At 61.6% G+C, this 15104-nt stretch carries 12 protein-coding genes; 10 read left to right on the top strand and 2 right to left on the bottom strand.

All coding sequences use genetic code 11. From position 1 onward, the window contains the following. Nucleotides 1-174: 174 nt before the first annotated feature. The 8 genes from G494_RS0107620 (at nucleotide 175) to G494_RS26660 (ending at nucleotide 11325) form a co-directional block, all read left to right on the top strand. Nucleotides 175-1944: an acyclic terpene utilization AtuA family protein gene (locus G494_RS0107620; RefSeq protein WP_028584060.1), complete on the top strand. Its 1770-nt coding sequence runs from the start codon at nucleotides 175-177 to the stop codon at nucleotides 1942-1944. Nucleotides 1945-2029: 85 nt separating this feature from the next. Continuing rightward, nucleotides 2030-2497 (top strand): ferritin-like domain-containing protein, encoded by a 468-nt coding sequence (locus G494_RS0107615; RefSeq protein WP_028584059.1) that lies wholly within the window; start codon nucleotides 2030-2032, stop codon nucleotides 2495-2497. Nucleotides 2498-2842: 345 nt separating this feature from the next. Next, nucleotides 2843-3949, top strand: coding sequence for a pyruvate dehydrogenase (acetyl-transferring) E1 component subunit alpha (gene pdhA, locus G494_RS0107610; RefSeq protein ID WP_051305501.1), 1107 nt, complete (start codon nucleotides 2843-2845; stop codon nucleotides 3947-3949). Beyond that, nucleotides 3942-4919: an alpha-ketoacid dehydrogenase subunit beta gene (locus G494_RS0107605; RefSeq protein WP_028584057.1), complete on the top strand. Its 978-nt coding sequence runs from the start codon at nucleotides 3942-3944 to the stop codon at nucleotides 4917-4919. The genes pdhA and G494_RS0107605 overlap by 8 nt, the downstream gene beginning before the upstream one ends. A 52-nt stretch (nucleotides 4920-4971) precedes the next feature. Beyond that, nucleotides 4972-6306 (top strand): dihydrolipoamide acetyltransferase family protein, encoded by a 1335-nt coding sequence (locus tag G494_RS0107600; protein WP_051305500.1) that lies wholly within the window; start codon nucleotides 4972-4974, stop codon nucleotides 6304-6306. Nucleotides 6307-6342: 36 nt separating this feature from the next. Beyond that, nucleotides 6343-7770 (top strand): dihydrolipoyl dehydrogenase, encoded by a 1428-nt coding sequence (gene lpdA, locus G494_RS0107595; RefSeq protein ID WP_153305792.1) that lies wholly within the window; start codon nucleotides 6343-6345, stop codon nucleotides 7768-7770. 66 nt (nucleotides 7771-7836) lie between these two features. Further along, nucleotides 7837-10944: a methylmalonyl-CoA mutase family protein gene (locus tag G494_RS0107590; RefSeq protein WP_028584054.1), complete on the top strand. Its 3108-nt coding sequence runs from the start codon at nucleotides 7837-7839 to the stop codon at nucleotides 10942-10944. Between the two features lie 141 nt (nucleotides 10945-11085). Further along, nucleotides 11086-11325 carry a hypothetical protein gene (locus G494_RS26660; RefSeq protein ID WP_161629951.1) on the top strand — a complete coding sequence of 80 codons (240 nt, stop codon included), beginning with the start codon at nucleotides 11086-11088 and terminating at the stop codon, nucleotides 11323-11325. A 398-nt stretch (nucleotides 11326-11723) separates the two neighbouring features. Here G494_RS26660 and G494_RS0107575 read toward each other — a convergent pair whose 3' ends face one another. Together G494_RS0107575 and G494_RS0107570 are read right to left on the bottom strand one after the other, a co-directional pair. Further along, entirely contained in the window at nucleotides 11724-12290 is a 567-nt protein-coding gene (locus G494_RS0107575; RefSeq protein ID WP_028584052.1) for a YbhB/YbcL family Raf kinase inhibitor-like protein, read from the bottom strand. 152 nt (nucleotides 12291-12442) lie between these two features. Then, the gene (locus G494_RS0107570) at nucleotides 12443-13306 is read right to left on the bottom strand and encodes a helix-turn-helix transcriptional regulator (RefSeq protein ID WP_028584051.1); all 864 of its coding nucleotides are present in this window, start codon (nucleotides 13304-13306) and stop codon (nucleotides 12443-12445) included. 391 nt (nucleotides 13307-13697) lie between these two features. Here G494_RS0107570 and G494_RS0107565 point away from each other — a divergent pair, with 391 nt between their 5' ends. Both G494_RS0107565 and G494_RS22410 read left to right on the top strand, forming a co-directional pair. Continuing rightward, nucleotides 13698-14009 (top strand): MTH1187 family thiamine-binding protein, encoded by a 312-nt coding sequence (locus G494_RS0107565; protein ID WP_084456533.1) that lies wholly within the window; start codon nucleotides 13698-13700, stop codon nucleotides 14007-14009. After that, on the top strand, nucleotides 14002-15033 hold the full coding sequence (locus G494_RS22410; protein ID WP_051305499.1) for an AIR synthase family protein: 1032 nt from the start codon (nucleotides 14002-14004) through the stop codon (nucleotides 15031-15033). Before G494_RS0107565 ends, G494_RS22410 begins: the two co-directional genes overlap by 8 nt. The last annotated feature ends 71 nt before the right edge of the window (nucleotides 15034-15104 follow it).

Genomic DNA, 15104 nt, shown 5'->3' with positions numbered 1-15104 from the left:
GCGTGATATTGCCTTGCTTTACCCACCCTGTTTTGCAATAATTATTTGAGAACCATGCCGCTGGATCCCCTTGTCCGGGTCCTTCCAGAGGCTTGGAGGTCCTGGGGGGATGGAGAACTCCAGGTTCCCCTGACCGTGGTTGGCAACCGGTTTTTTAAGCGTGGAGGCCGTTCAATGAAAGAAAAGATAGTGATTGCCAATGCCGGCGGCTTCTGGGGGGATGAGGCTGCAGCCCTCAGGCGGCAGCTGGAGGGTGGGCCCATCGATTATCTGACCATGGATTATCTGGCAGAGATCACCATGATCATCCTCAGCCGTCAGTTGGCCAGGGATCCCGGGACCGGCTATGCGGCTGATTTCCTCACCGCCATCGGCGACTGTCTGCAGACCATCCACGACCGCAGGATCACCGTGATCACCAATGCCGGGGGGATGAACCCCCAGGCCTGTGCCCGGGCCCTGGAAAAGATCCTCAACCAGCAGGGGCTGGAGCTGCCCATTGCCACCGTCTCCGGGGACAACCTCCTGCCGGAGCTGGCCCGGCTGGTCGGCCAGGGGCATGACTTCCCCCATCTCAGCAGCGGTCAGCCTTTGGGCAGTCTCCTGGATCGGCTGGTCTCGGCCAATGCCTATCTCGGTGCCCGTCCCATCGTCGAGGCCCTGGGGCAGGGGGCGAGGGTCATCATCACCGGCCGTTGTTACGATGCCGCCAGCGTGGTGGCCCCCTTTGTTCACGAGTTCGGTTGGAACTGGCAGGAGTATGATAAACTGGCAGGCGCCCTCCTGGCCGGCCACCTGATCGAATGCGGCAGCCAGTCCACCGGCGGCAACTGCAGCTGCTGGCAGGAGGTACCCTCCTTTCTGAACATGGGGTATCCCCTGGTGGAGGCTGCTGCAGATGGTTCTTTTGTCCTGACCAAGCACCCCGGCACCGGCGGCATGGTCACCCTCCAGACCGCCAAGGAGCAACTCCTCTATGAGATCGGTGATCCCAGGGCCTACATCTGCCCCGATGTGGTGGCGGACTTCACCACCCCCATCCTGGAGCAGCTGGGGCCGGATCGGGTTGGGGTTCGGGGCGTCAAGGGACAGCAGCCCCCTGCCCAGCTCAAGGTCTCGGTCAACTATCGGGCCGGTTACAAGGTCAGCGGCCTGCTGGTGGTCAGTGGCCCGGAGGCCCTGGCCAAGGGCCGGATCTTTGCCGAGATGTTCTGGGATCGGGTGGGCAGAGACGGCCTGCTCGAGACCAGGACCGATTATGTGGGCTACTCGGCCTGCTGGGGTGAGTCTGCCGCCCCTGAGGTGGAGCCCAACGAGATCCTGCTCAGGTTTTCTGCCCGGGGAAAAGAGCGATCCCGCCTGGAGCTGCTCAGTCGGGAGGTGGCCGGGCTGATCCTGGCCGGACCGCCCGGGGTGACAGTCTTTGGCGGCAGACCTCCGGTGGTGCCGGCCTACGGCTACTGGCCGACTCTGGTGGAGCGCAGCCAGGTCACGGCCCGGCTTGAGCTGGCCGGAGAGGAGCTGCAGCTCAACTGCGACCAGGGAGCCTGCGGACCGCCCCGGCTTGTTTCCCGGGAGAAACTGCCAGCCGGAGGGGAGGGCAGGGCCAGGGTCAGGGTTCCTCTGGGCCGTATTGCCCATGCCCGTTCCGGTGACAAGGGGGATCTGGTCAATATCGGGGTGGCCGCCCGCACGGCATCACTCTATCCTGAGCTGTTGCGGGAGCTGACTCCGGAGCGGCTCAGTCGTTTTTTTGCCAGCAATGTCCATGGCCCCATTGAACGCTTTCGGCTGGACAATCTGGCTGCGCTCAACTTTGTCCTCCACCAGGCCCTTGGGGGAGGGGGCACGGTTTCGCTGCTCCTGGACAACCAGGGAAAGACCCTGGCCCAGGCCCTGCTGACCATGGAGGTGGAGGTGGATCCCGAGCTCCTAGCCCCTTGAAGCTCGTTTGTGAAGATCGCCTCCTGCCCGGCCTGGCGAGAGGGGAGCAGGATGCGGTTGTTTTCTTAACCTGAGGAGAGATGCCATGTTTACTGAGCTGGATATCATCCATGTTGCCATCCAGATTGAACGCAACGGCGAGGCCACCTACCGCTCTGCCGCAGTCAGGGCAAAGGAGCCCGAGGTGGCGGAACTGCTCACCTGGATGGCCGAGGAGGAAGAGCGTCATGCCTGTTGGTTTGAAGAGCTGATCCTGGAGCAGCGGGCACACTCTCCAGAGGAGGAGGAGATGGAGGCCATGGGACGGAGGCTGCTCCAGGATATGGTCAAGAGCCAGACCTTTTCCCTGGAAGAGGAGCGGCTGGTGGCTGCCGGCGACCTGGCCGAGGTGTTCCGCCAGTGCCGGGCCTTTGAAGAGGACACCATCCTCTTCTATGAGTTTCTCCAGGGGATCGTGGATGATCCTGCGGCAATGGAGCAGTTGGCGCGGATCATCGAGGAGGAGCGTGGTCATCTCCGTCAACTGGAGCAGCTGCTGGTGAGCTGTGGCTGAGTCGCCTGCCTGGAGCCGTGGCCAGGGCCGGCCAGGCTACGGTTCCCGGGAATGGCCACCGGCGGAGTTGCTGTTCCCGGGAATCGTGCCTATTATTGTAACTGATACCGAATGGTTGCAGCGGCTTGGACGACCTTGCAGGGGCAAGGCGCAGAGTGCGGACCCTCTGGTCCATCCCACCCCGCCCGGACCTGGGCCGCCTGCACCATGGCTCAGCCGATCCTGCCCGCCCCCTGTCTCCCTGAATATCGCTGTTTAAGGCAGCGCTGCCGAGAAGAGCAGGGGAGCTGAGCCAAGAAAGAGCTCTTCCCATCGTTTGCCTGTTCACTGAAAAGGAGTTAGATCATGCCACGTGAAAAGCTAGTGATTGCTGATAGTATTGAACGCCTTTCGATCCTGGACGACAAGGGGCAGCTGGACCGGGAGCTGGAGCCTGATATTCCCGAGGAACTGCTGCTCAAACTCTACCGCTACATGCTGCTGGGGCGCAGGTTTGATGAACGGATGCTGGACCTGCAGCGCCAGGGGCGCATCGGCACCTTTCCTCCGATCAAGGGACAGGAGGCCTCCCAACTGGGGGCCATCGCCTGCCTGGAGGCCAGCGACTGGCTGGTCCCCTCCTTTCGGGAGACCACGGCCGAACTCTGGCGCGGTCGCTCCCTGGAGAGCGTGCTGCTCTACTATAACGGCTACAATGAAGGTACGGTGATCCCCCCGGAGCAGTGTGATCTGCCCATGGCCGTGCCTGTGGGCTCCCAGGTGCTCCATGCGGTGGGGCTGGCCTGGGCGGCCAAGTATCGTCGCCAGGATCAGGTGGTGATGTCCTTTTTCGGAGACGGCGCCACCTCGGAGGGTGACTTCCATGAGGGCTTGAACTTTGCCGCCGTCTACCAGGCACCGGTGGTCTTTGTCTGTCAGAATAACCAGTGGGCCATCTCGGTGCCCCTCTCCAGACAGACCGCCACCCCAACCCTGGCCCAGAAGGCCATCGCCTACGGCATGCCCGGCATTCAGGTGGATGGCAATGATGTCCTGGCCGTCTATGCGGCTGCCAGGGAGGCGGTGGAGCGGGCTCGGGCAGGGGGAGGCCCCACCCTGATCGAGTGCGTCACCTATCGGGTGATGATGCATACCACTGCCGATGAACCCAGCAAGTACCGGTCTGAAGAGGAGGTGGAGCTCTGGAGAGAGCGCGATCCGCTGCCCCGCTTTGGCGATTATCTCAAGGCCAGGGGCAGCCTCAGCGAAGAGAGCGCTGCGGCCGTGGAGGAGGCGGTGCTTGCAGAGGTGCAGGCCGGAGTTGACCGGGCCGAACAGCAGATGGCGACCCTGGGCGATCCCCTTCAGATGTTTGATCACCTATTTGCCGAGCTCCCTCCGGCGACCCAGGCCCAGAAAGAGGCCCTGGCCCGGGAGTTGGCTGCAAACGACAGGGAGGAACACCATGGCTAAGATGACAATGGTCCAGGCACTCAACCTTGCCCTGCGCCAGGAGATGGAGAAGGATGACCGGGTGATCCTGCTCGGCGAGGATGTGGGGCTTGACGGCGGCGTCTTCCGGGTGACCGACGGCCTGATCGAGAGCTTTGGCGACCAGCGGGTGGTGGATACGCCCCTGGCGGAAACCGGGATCGTGGGCATGTCCATCGGCATGGCGGTCTACGGTCTGCGGCCGGTCTGTGAGATCCAGTTCTCGGGCTTCAGTTATCAGAATTTTCATCAGCTGGAAAATCATGCCGCCCGGATGCGCTGGCGGACCCAGGGACGGCTGACCGTGCCCATGGTCCTGCGTGCCCCCTATGGCGGCGGCGTCCGGGCCCTGGAGCACCATTCGGAGAGTCGGGAGGCCTACTGGGCCCATACCCCGGGGCTGAAGATGGTGATCCCCTCCGGGCCCCGTAACGCCCGGGCCCTGCTGGTCAGCGCCATCCGTGATCCCGACCCGGTGATCTTCTACGAGTCCAAGGCACTCTATCGCGCCTTTCGTGAGGAGGTGCCCGAGGAAGAGGAGACCCTGCCCCTGGGGCAGCCCCAGGTCGTCAGGCAGGGCTCGGATCTGAGCCTGATCGCCTATGGCGCCATGATGCGGCCCACCCTTAAGGCCGCGGAAGAGCTGGCAGAGGAGGGGGTTGAGGCGGAGGTGATCGACCTGCTGACCATCTCGCCTCTGGATGATACCCTGCTGGTGGAGTCGCTCACCCGTACCGGGAGGGCCGTGGTAGTCCATGAGGCGCCGCGGAGCTTCGGGCCCGGCGCCGAGGTGGTCTCCCGGCTGATGGAGGGGGCCTTTCACTACCTCCAGGCACCCATTGAGCGGGTCACAGGCTATGATATCGTGATCCCCTACTTCAGCAGGGAAAAGGAGTATATCCCCAGTGTGGAGCGGATTGTCGAGGCCGGCCGGAGGACCTTGCGCTCCTGAGAGGGGGAAGCGGAAGGAGTCCCCATGAGGATGGATTGAACAGGGAGAGCAGATGAGCACAACGTCGTTTTTCATGCCGGATCTGGGTGAAGGCATTCATGAGGCAGAGGTTCTTTCAATCCTGGTGGAGCTGGGCCAGGAGGTGAAGGAGGGGCAGACTATCCTGGAGATGGAGACCGATAAGGCGGCGGTGGAGATTCCCTCCCCGGTCACCGGGGTGGTGACGGAGATCGCTGTCCAGGCCGGGGCCATGGTGGCGGTGGGTCAGGTGCTGCTCGTCTTTACCACCGATGACCGGGCTGGGGTGCCGGCAGAACAGAACCGTAGCACAGCCCCGGGGCCGGAGCCCGAACCGGCTGGGGAGGGGGCAGGCTCGAAACCGTCCCCGGGCCGGGGCAAGATTGTGCCGGCCTCACCGGCCAGCCGTCGTCTGGCCAGGGAGCTGGGGATCGAACTTCAGCTGGTTCCCCCCAGCGGCGCCGCCGGCCTGGTTACTGCCGATGATATCCGGGCCTTTGCCGCCCAAGAGGCTGCCCGCACCGTTCCCCCCTCGTCAGGCGAACAGGCGAGCGGCGAGACAGCGCCTCCAGGCGGGATGGTTCCGGAGGCGGCTGCGCCGGTGCCGTCGACCTCTGCAGGGGAGCCGCTGAGGGAGTGTTTCCCGGAAGGCCAGGTGGAGCGGCTGCCCTTTCGCTCCATCCGGCGGGCCACTGCTGCCCGGATGACCCGTTCCTGGACCGAGATCCCCCATGTCACCTGCCAGGACAGCGTGGATATCAGCGCGCTGGAGGCCTTTCGTCAGCGGCACAGGGAAGAGATAGCCCAGGCCGGCGGCAAGCTGACCATGACGGTCTTTGCCCTCAAGGCCGTGGCCACGGCCCTGAAGAACTATCCCCACTTCAACGCCAGCCTGGATCTGGATGCCGGGGAGATCATCGTCAAACATTACTTCCATCTGGGGGTGGCCACAGATACCGAGCATGGGCTGATGGTGCCGGTGATCCGGGATGTGGACCGTAAGAGTATCCGGGAGCTGGCCATCGAACTCCACGAGTTGCTGGCCCGGGCCCGACTGCGGAAGGTCGCCCGGGAGGAGCTCCAGGGCGGGACCTTTACCATCACCAACGCCGGGGCCATGGGGGGCGGCTTCTTTTCCCCGATCATCAACTACCCGGAAACCGCCATCCTCGGTCTGGGCCAGGCGAGGCTGCAGCCTGCCGTGGTCACAGACGACCAGGGGGAGCAGGGGATAGAACCTCGGCTGATCATGCCCATTATGCTCTGTTTTGATCACCGGGTGGTGGATGGCGCAGATGCCATCAGGTTTCTCCAGGTGGTGATCGATGGGCTCAATGATCCCGATAAACTGCTGATGACCATGATCTAGCTTTTTTAAGGGGAAGAACAGGAACGGAGGTGGACGATGGTAATGGGCGAGCTGGTGGTAGACACCCAGGTACTGGTCATCGGCAGTGGTCCCGGGGGCTATGGGGCGGCCTTTCGTGCGGCCGATCTGGGATTGGAGGTAACCCTGGTGGATCCGGCCCCCCGTCCCGGCGGAGTCTGTCTTTTCCAGGGCTGTATCCCCTCCAAGACCTTTCTCTTTCTCAGCGAGCTGATCGACGATGCCCGACGCGCCTCTGCCATGGGGGTAAGCTTTGCCGAACCCAGCATCGACCTTGCCCGGGTCCGGGCATGGCGGGAGCAGGTGGTCGACTCCATGGCCAAGGGCTTGACCACCCTCTGTGCGCGTCGCGGGATCGAGCTCATCTCCGGAAAGGCCCGCTTTGAGAGCGCGGATACGGTCTTTGTGGAGGATGCAGCGGTGCGTCGGATTCAATTTCGCCAGGCCATCATTGCCACCGGTTCCCACCCTCTGGCTCTGCCCGGGGTGCCCCTGGTTGCCGATGGTCGGATCATGGATTCCAGCGGCGCCCTGGCCCTGGCAGATATTCCGGAGCGTCTGCTGGTCATCGGCGGCGGCTATATCGGTCTGGAGCTGGGCAGCCTCTATGCCGGGCTGGGCAGCCGGGTACGGCTGGTGGAGTTGAGCGATCGCCTGCTTGGCGGGGTTGACCGGGACCTGGTGCTCCCCCTGCAGCGGCGCCTGGAGCAGGCTTTTGACTCTATTCGTCTCCAGACTCGGGTCACCGGGCTGAAAGAGTGTGCTGACCAGGTGGAGGTGAGCCTGGAGATCGACGGCAGGACCAGCACAGAGTCGGTGGAGCGGGTGCTGGTTGCCATCGGTCGGGCTGCCAACAGCGATGGCCTGGGCCTTGACCGGGCCGGGGTCAGGGTGGGCCCTGGCGGTGAGATTGTGGTGGATGAACAGCAGCGGACCAACGTGGCCCAGATCTTTGCGGTGGGCGATGTCTGCGGTGGGATGATGCTGGCCCACACGGCCACCCGCCAGGGTAAGGTCGCGGCCGAGGTCATCGCCGGTCAGGCCTCGGCCTTTGATGTCCGCGCCGTCCCGGCGGTGGTCTACACCGATCCCCAGGTCGCCTGGTGTGGCCTGAGCGAGGAACAGGCCCGCCAGAATAAGCTTCCGGTTCGGGTGGAGCGCTTTCCCTGGAAGTATTCCGGCCGTGCCGCCACCATGGGGGCCACCGACGGCCTGACCAAGCTGCTGGTGGATCCGGAGAGTGGCCGGATCCTGGGGCTGGGGATCACCGGCCGAGACGCCGAAGGGCTGATTGCCGAGGGGGTGCTGGCCATCGAGATGGGGGCCCTGGCCGAAGACCTGGCCCTGAGCATCCATCCCCACCCGACCCTGTCTGAGACCGAAGCCGAGGCTGCCGAACTCTACAGCGGCAGTGCCACCCATCTCCTCGCAGGCAAGGGGGGCTAGCGGCACACCCTGTTCCGTCCTTGCCGCATGGCGAGGGAACAACGCTCAACTCCTGGGGGAACAGCTATGGCAGAACATGCGCTGAGAATATTGACGGCCGTGGCCCGTTATGATGGCCATGATGCCTCGGTCCTGGCCCTGAACCGGGCCCTGTTGCGCAGCAACAGTCCGGTGGAGATCATCTATCTCGGCTACCATGCGGCAGCCGAACAGATCTGTACGGCTGCCCTTCAGGAGGATGTCCAGGGGCTTGCCGTGGCCTCCTACAACGGCGGTCATATGCAGTTTTTTCCTCACCTGTTGAGCCTGCTGAAGGCCCAGGGAGGGCAGGGGATCCAGCTCTTTGGCGGCGGCGGGGCCACCATCAGCGCCCAGGAGGCGGCCCGCCTGGAGCAGCAGGGGGTGACTCGAATCTATGGGCCGGAGCTTTCCCTGGACGCTGTGGCCGGAGATATCATCACCCGGCTGAGGGAGGGGGAAGGAATGATCCCTGAGCTCCCAGATCTTCCGCTGGCAAAACGACTCTCCCTGGTTGAAGAACTCCACCAGGGCGGGGTGAGGGAGGTGGGTGCGGCGACCATGCGGGCCCTGCGCGGTTCGGGGCCTGACCAGGCTGCAACCCTGGTGATCACCGGCGACGGAGGGGCCGGTAAATCCACCATCATCGACGAGCTGGTGAGTCGCTTTCTGGAGACCTATCCCGAGAAGAGGCTCGTCATCCTGGCCAATGACCCCACCACGGTTCGTGGCCAGGGGCACTCCGCCCTGCTCGCCGACCGGGTGCGGATGAACGCCATCTACGATCCCCGGGTGTTCATGCGGAGTTGTTCCACCGGCAGGGGCTATACTGCCCTGAGCCCGGCCCTGCCCGAGATGGTGTCGCTCTGCCGCTCCAGCGGCGCGGACCTGGTCATGGTGGAGACCCCGGGAGTGGGCCAGGTCGGGGTTGACCTGGCCGCCCTTGCTCCTGATCTCTCCCTCTGTGTGAAGACCAGGGAGTATGGTTCCTCCCTGCAGCTGGCCAAGGATCAGATGCTCCAGGATGCGGACCTGGTGGTACTCAACAAGGTCGATCTGGCTGGAGCGGAGACCGCCCTCCAGGATCTGAGCGAACTCATGGAGCAGCGGGGCAGTGTCGATCCGCCCATCGGGGTCCTGGCCAAGGTCCACCGCGACCCGGGCATGGATCATCTCTTTGCCGTCATCTGTGCCCGGCTCGGTTGGCAGGAACCAGCTGCAGCAGAGCCGACGGATCTCTTTTCCCGTGCCGGACAGGGGGAGCTGGTTCCCCATGGGCGGCGTAACTATCTGGCCGAGGTGGCCCGGAGCGTACGGGACTATGACCGCTGGGTTCAGGAGCAGCTTGGTCTGCTCCGTGACGACCCTGAGAGGCTGGAGTCCCTTGCTCCTCACTGCCGCCAACTGCTCAAACAGTGGCCGGCCACCTGGCAGCGCCTGACCGGCAGCCAAGGGGCCGGAGAAGAGGGGCTGATCACCACGGCCAACGGCTACCGCCTGCCTCGCCTGGGGCTGCCCGATCCCGCAGACCGGGTCGAGAGCCTTCGTTTCCTGTTGGAGGAGGGGCTGCCCGGCGTCTTTCCCTATGCCACCGGCATCTATCCCTGGCGTCTGCCTGCTGCAGGCAAGACCACCAGACAGTTTGCCGGTCTGCGCGGTCCTGGAGAGACCAACGAGCGGCTCCATTTTCTCAACCGCGGCATAGCCAATCCGCGCCTAAGCATCGCCTTTGACGGCATCACCCTCTATGGCGAGGACTCTGATGGAGATCCGGGCAGCAGGGGGAAGATCGGCGAGGGCGGGGTGGCCGTGGACAGCTATGAAGATATGAAGCTGATCCTCAAGGGCTTTGATGTCAGGAAGATCTCCACCTCCATGACCATCAACGGTCCGGCTCCGGTGATCCTGGCCATGTATTTTGTGGCTGCCCTGGAGCTTGAGGAGGAGCGGCTGACCGCAGAACTGGGGAGAGCACTGAGCCCGGAGGAGGGGGCTCAACTGGAAACCGAGACCTTCACCGGTCTGCGCGGCACGGTCCAGGCCGATATCCTCAAAGAGGTTCAGGCCCAGAATGAGTGTATCTTTGCCATTGACTTTGCCATGCGGATGGTGGGTGATGTCCAGCGCTACTTCATCGATCACCGGATCAACTCCTTCTACTCCCTCAGCATCTCCGGCTACCATATCGGTGAGGCCGGGGCCACCCCGGCCCAGGAGCTGGCCTTTACCCTGGCCAACGGCTTCACCTATGTGGAATATTTTCTCAAACGACAGATGGCGATCAACGCCTTTGCCCCCAGTCTCAGTTTCTTCTTTCGGGTCTCCCATGAGGCCGAGTGGCTTGCCTATGGGCCGGTCTGTCGGAAGATCTGGGCCATTGCCCTGCGCGACCGCTATGGGGCGGACAGCCGCAGCCAGCGGTTCAAGTTTCATACTCAGACCTCGGGCAGGGCCCTGCAGGCACAGGAGTGGGACACCCTCAACCCCATCCGTCAGACCTATCATGCCTATCTGGGCCTCTTGAACAATACCAACTCGCTGCACATCGACTCTGCCGACGAACCCATGACCACCCCCAGCCAGAAGTATGTCCGCCAGGCTGCCATGATCCCCAACTATCTCCAGGAGGAGGCCGAGGCCTTTGCCATCCAGAATCTGCTTTCAGGGTCCTATGGCTTCAGGGCCATGGCGCGTCAGCTCCAGGCCGCGATCCTCAAGGAGTTTGAACGGATCGATCAGCTGGGCGGTGTGGCCGCAGCCACGGAGCTGGGGTACCAGCGCAACAGTATTGGTGAGAGTTCGGCGAGATATGAGCAGGAGCGGGTCCCGGACCCCCTGTCCATGGACCTGGCCAGGAGAAAGATCATCGGTTTTAACACCTACCTTCAGCCGCTGGTGGATCAGGAACTGCCCTCGGTGCCCCAACTGGTTCGTCCCACCCAGGCTGACTGGGATCGACAGATCAGCAGGGTCCGGGACTTCCGCAGCCGTCATCAGCAGCAGGCCGAGGCAGCCCTGCAGCGACTGGAGGCGGTTGCCGCGAGCGATGATGGCAATATTTTTGCCGAGCTCCTCCGGACCGTCCGCTGTGCCACCCTGGGGCAGATCAGCGCGCGACTGCGTAAGGTCGGCGGCAGCTATCGCAAGATGGTCTAAACCGCTGCAGCTTCCCCTGGCGGCCGTCTGTTCATCCTTTAGCTGAAAGACATGGCCAAGCCCTGGAACAGGCCTTATTGTAATATACAGAGGCGATCTTGTGGTGAACAGAGCAGGCAGTAAGCCGGAGAGGGCAGGCCGATGGCAGTGAATAAACGGCAGAGACCAAGAACCCACCCAGACCTCCGCAGGCGTGATCCGCTCATGGATCGTCGTTCAGGAGAGGACCGCAGACAGGTCTACTTCCTGCCCTACTTTGAGCAGGGTAATCCGGATCGCCGCAGCGACCTGGAACGGCGGCAAAACGTGGAGCGCAGGACCAACTTTGTGCGGGTCAGTGAATGGTCCAGCGTTGGCCTGGACCAGGAGGCGGAACATTAAGCGGCCCCTGTGTGGGCCGCCATTTTTTGCATCATCCTGTTTCCCTCCGGGGTCTCATTCTGCCGTCTTGTTCGGCCCTCTCCGCATGTTTGTAACAATCTCCTGATCGTTCCCTTCTGTTTCGTTTTTCCCCTTCAAGCAAGGAAGCTTTTCCTCTGCAAGGGCCCCGGATTTGGCCCGGTTGTCGTCACTCTTTTTTGTAAAGTGAGACGCTCCTTCCTGAACCGGCCACCTGTCCATGGGGCCAGCCCTGCCGAGTTCTCTGCGCAACGGCTGTGAAGGGCCGCTCTTCCCGGCTCAGCCCCAAAAATCTCCTGTGGTTAAATCCTCTCCAAGCTATCGAGGAACGGTACAGGGCTGATACCCCGTGGGGGAAGGTCGAACTCGCCCCGCTCTGTTCAACGACCATAGCTGACGGTCAGTTCAGCTTGGGCAAGCGCATGTTGGTTGAGGAAGTAGCCCACCATGGCACCGGAAGCCTGGTCATCCAGTTCAAGATGGGGGGTGTCCAGGGCCCAGATACGGAATTGATATCGATGCGCACCATGGCCGGCGGGTGGGCATGCTCCGCCGTAGCCTGTCGAGCCAAAGTCGGTCCGACTCTGAATCCCTACCCTGTTTTTCGAGGTGGGGCTCGCTCCACCGCTGTTTTTTTCAAGTTTATGTCTTTCTGCCGGAATATTAAAGACGATCCAGTGCCACCAGCCACTCCCTGTCGGTGCATCGGGGTCATACATGGTCAGGGCAAAACTCCGGGTCCCCGAAGGCTCCCCCTGCCAGTGAAGTTCAGGTGAGATGTTCTCCCCGTTGCAGCCGAAACCCTTGAAGAGCTGTTCTTGCTGCATCTTCCCTCCAGGGGTCAGCTGCGGGCTTGTCAGGGTGAAATCAGCCGCAGAGGCCCAGGGTCCAACGATGAGGCTCAATACGACACTCATTCCGATCTGTTTCAGCTCCTTTTGTTTCATCTTGTTCTCCTTTGGATGGCGTTTGAAAAGTTGGCTTACCGCTCTCAATGGTTCAGGGAGGAGTATATACAACAGAGCGATTCCTGCTGTTGCAGGAGGATCAGACTTTTTGCTCTATGGCTCAAGGGGCGATAAAGATGGAAAAAAGAGGGTTATGGTCTAAGGGCGCTGGGGGAGCAGCCGAATCTCTTTTTGAAGAGCTGGCTAAAATGGGAGACATTTTGAAAACCGACCATAAAGCAGGTATCGCTGACGTTGTTGTCAGGATGGAGCAGTAATACCCTTGCCTGCTCCAGTCGGCGGTTGTTGATCCATTGCCTTGGCGGCTGCTGGAATATTTTTTGAAAATCTCTCTTAAAGGAGGCCAGCGAGCGTCCGGAAAGGGCTGCCAACTCCTTAAGGGAAACCGGTTTCAGGTAATACTCTTCCATGAGCTGGATGAGGTTCTGTTTTCTGGTCGAGTGGAGATCATGCAGGAAGGCATGAAAAGAACCGTTATCCCCGGAGTCAAGGATAAGAAGGAGCAACTCCTCGAGCTTCAAGCGCATCAAGGTATCACTGTTGTCGGTTGGGTGGACAAAGAAGGGCAACAGCGACTGGATGCTGGCCTGAAGCAAGGGGCTGAGGTGGATTTGAAAGATACGTTCTCTTTCCTGGCTATGATTTTGGGATGGAGGACAGGCGTGTGATTTGAGAAAAGATGCCAGAAAACTATCATCTATGAAAAAGATGAGCGCTTGGTATCTATCCGTTGTCTCAAGGATCTCTGAAAAGAGATAGGAACCTTTTTCCGCAAAAAAAGCATTTCCGGCTCGGATATGGAGGTCATCTGTCCCGTTATGGATAATCTTGCGACCACTGAGGAGCACCACAAAGAGATAGGAGGTAACCAGGATGCTGTTCTTCCGGTTATCAGTAGAGGAGCGATACTCCACACAGGAGAAATCACCGACTTTCAGGTGAGTGAAGGTGCTCTGGTTTTCAAAAAAGCGAGGGGCTATGAGGTCTGGATTCATGGCTGGATGTTCAAATCTCTGGGAAAATCAAACCGCTGGAAGAACAGTTGAGGCAGCGACCAGCCTACCTTTTCAGGATGAAAAATCAAGTAATTGTTCAGGAGGACACCGATCTTTCCTGATACCTCCTTTCGCTGGGCAGAGCTCCGTAGCCATTGTCCGTCCCTGAAGGGGGATGACTCCGCTCAGCTCATCAGGGAGCAGATGTGTAATCGTGAGTTTCGGCTTTTGTTTAAATAAATATGTTAGATTCTTTCTCCTCTCAGCCGCTTTTTTCTTGAAAGAAGCGCAGGGCAGCTGTAAGGCTGTTTTAGGATAACCGTATTAGATTAGGGGAAGGGGCGCCCTGGTGACCTCTGCCCACCAAAGCAGATCATGAAACAAGAGGTATATGATGTTGGCGAGTTTTGCCATCCTCCCCTTTGGGGTGGGTGAGGAGTTGAAGGAACATGTGGCAGCGGTGGTGGCCCTGGTTGCCGCCTCAGGTCTGGACCACAAGCTGGGGGCCATGCAGACCACCATCGAGGGCGATCAGGCCGAGGTGATGGAGCTGATCATCCAGTGCCATAACCTGATGATGGAGCGGGCCCCCCGGGTGCTCACCTCCATCACCATGGATGATCGCCGGGGGGCAAGCGGCCGCCTGGAGGGCAAGGTTGCCGATGTGGAAGAGGTCTTAGCCCGGCAGGTGACTCATGAGTAATCTGGTGGGAAAACCCAGCCCCTCACGTTTGGAGGCGCTGGTCCAGGGGGCACTGGGTAAACCCTCTGAGCGGGTGCTGGTGGGACCTGGTCCCGGCTTGGATGCAGCTATCCTGGAATCTGCTGATGGTCGGATAATGGCCATTGCCGAGGATCCGATCTTTCCCGCTCCAGGACTGCCCCTGGAGATCATGGGCTGGTTCACGGTCCACATCGGGGCCAGTGACGTGGCCGTGACCGGGGTCAAACCCGAGTTTATGACCTACACCCTGTTGTTGCCGCCGGGCTGTCCCGAAGAGGACGCCCGCACCATCATCGGTTCGATCTCCCAGGCAGCGAAGGCCTTGGAGATTACCATTGTCGGCGGCCATACCGGCTGGTATGGAGCGGTCACCGTGCCCACGGTGGGCGGGGTGACGGTCTGGGGCACGGCAGATCGGGACAGCTGGATCTCACCCGGCGGCGCCAGGGATGGTGACCTGATTCTGATGACCAAGGGCCCCTGTATCGAGGCCGCAGCCCTGCTCTCCATCGTCCACCGGAGTAGGCTGGAGAAGAGCCTCTCTCCGGAGTTGCTTGATTCCCTTCGCGCCCGGGTGGAACAGATCTCCGTGGTCCAGGATGCCCTGGTGGCCTTCCGGGTCGGTGGGGTGCATGCCATGCACGATGCCACCGAAGGTGGGGTCCAGGGGGGCCTCTGGGAGATGTCCACTGCTGCCGGTATTCCGCTGCGGGTGGATTTTGATCGGCTGGCCATCCCCGGAGATATCGCTGCCCTGGCCAGGGAACTGAACTTTGATCCCTGGCAGGCCATCAGTGAGGGTACCCTCCTGGCTGCGGTCGATCCTGCTCGGGCAGCCGAGGTGCAGCGGGTCTGGGCAGATCTGGGCATCGAGAGCTTTGTCCTGGGTCGATTCGACGCCGGCTTAAAGGAGAATACCGTGTTGCGGGATCAGAGGGTGCAGGCCCTGAAAGAACCGGAGGCTGACCCCTTCTGGGCCTTGTTTTTTGCCGGAATCCAATGAGGTGAGGTGGCGCAGAGGACCTGAGCCGAGGGGAGGAGGTCCTCCCAGCTGCCGGTCGCCTGCGCCTTTCT

The sequence above is a fragment of the Desulfogranum mediterraneum DSM 13871 genome (assembly GCF_000429965.1).
In the GTDB taxonomy this organism is placed as follows: Bacteria; Desulfobacterota; Desulfobulbia; order Desulfobulbales; family Desulfobulbaceae; genus Desulfogranum; species Desulfogranum mediterraneum.
Note: the sequence above shows the minus strand (reverse complement) of the source record. Positions and strands in the feature narration are given on the sequence as shown.

Coding starts and splice junctions, on each gene's coding strand:
- G494_RS0107620 (WP_028584060.1), top strand. CDS start 175: ATGAAAGAAAAGATAGTGATTGCCAATGCCGGCGGCTTCTGGGGGGAT.
- G494_RS0107615 (WP_028584059.1), top strand. CDS start 2,030: ATGTTTACTGAGCTGGATATCATCCATGTTGCCATCCAGATTGAACGC.
- pdhA (WP_051305501.1), top strand. CDS start 2,843: ATGCCACGTGAAAAGCTAGTGATTGCTGATAGTATTGAACGCCTTTCG.
- G494_RS0107605 (WP_028584057.1), top strand. CDS start 3,942: ATGGCTAAGATGACAATGGTCCAGGCACTCAACCTTGCCCTGCGCCAG.
- G494_RS0107600 (WP_051305500.1), top strand. CDS start 4,972: ATGAGCACAACGTCGTTTTTCATGCCGGATCTGGGTGAAGGCATTCAT.
- lpdA (WP_153305792.1), top strand. CDS start 6,343: ATGGTAATGGGCGAGCTGGTGGTAGACACCCAGGTACTGGTCATCGGC.
- G494_RS0107590 (WP_028584054.1), top strand. CDS start 7,837: ATGGCAGAACATGCGCTGAGAATATTGACGGCCGTGGCCCGTTATGAT.
- G494_RS26660 (WP_161629951.1), top strand. CDS start 11,086: ATGGCAGTGAATAAACGGCAGAGACCAAGAACCCACCCAGACCTCCGC.
- G494_RS0107575 (WP_028584052.1), bottom strand. CDS start 12,290: ATGAAACAAAAGGAGCTGAAACAGATCGGAATGAGTGTCGTATTGAGC.
- G494_RS0107570 (WP_028584051.1), bottom strand. CDS start 13,306: ATGAATCCAGACCTCATAGCCCCTCGCTTTTTTGAAAACCAGAGCACC.
- G494_RS0107565 (WP_084456533.1), top strand. CDS start 13,698: ATGATGTTGGCGAGTTTTGCCATCCTCCCCTTTGGGGTGGGTGAGGAG.
- G494_RS22410 (WP_051305499.1), top strand. CDS start 14,002: ATGAGTAATCTGGTGGGAAAACCCAGCCCCTCACGTTTGGAGGCGCTG.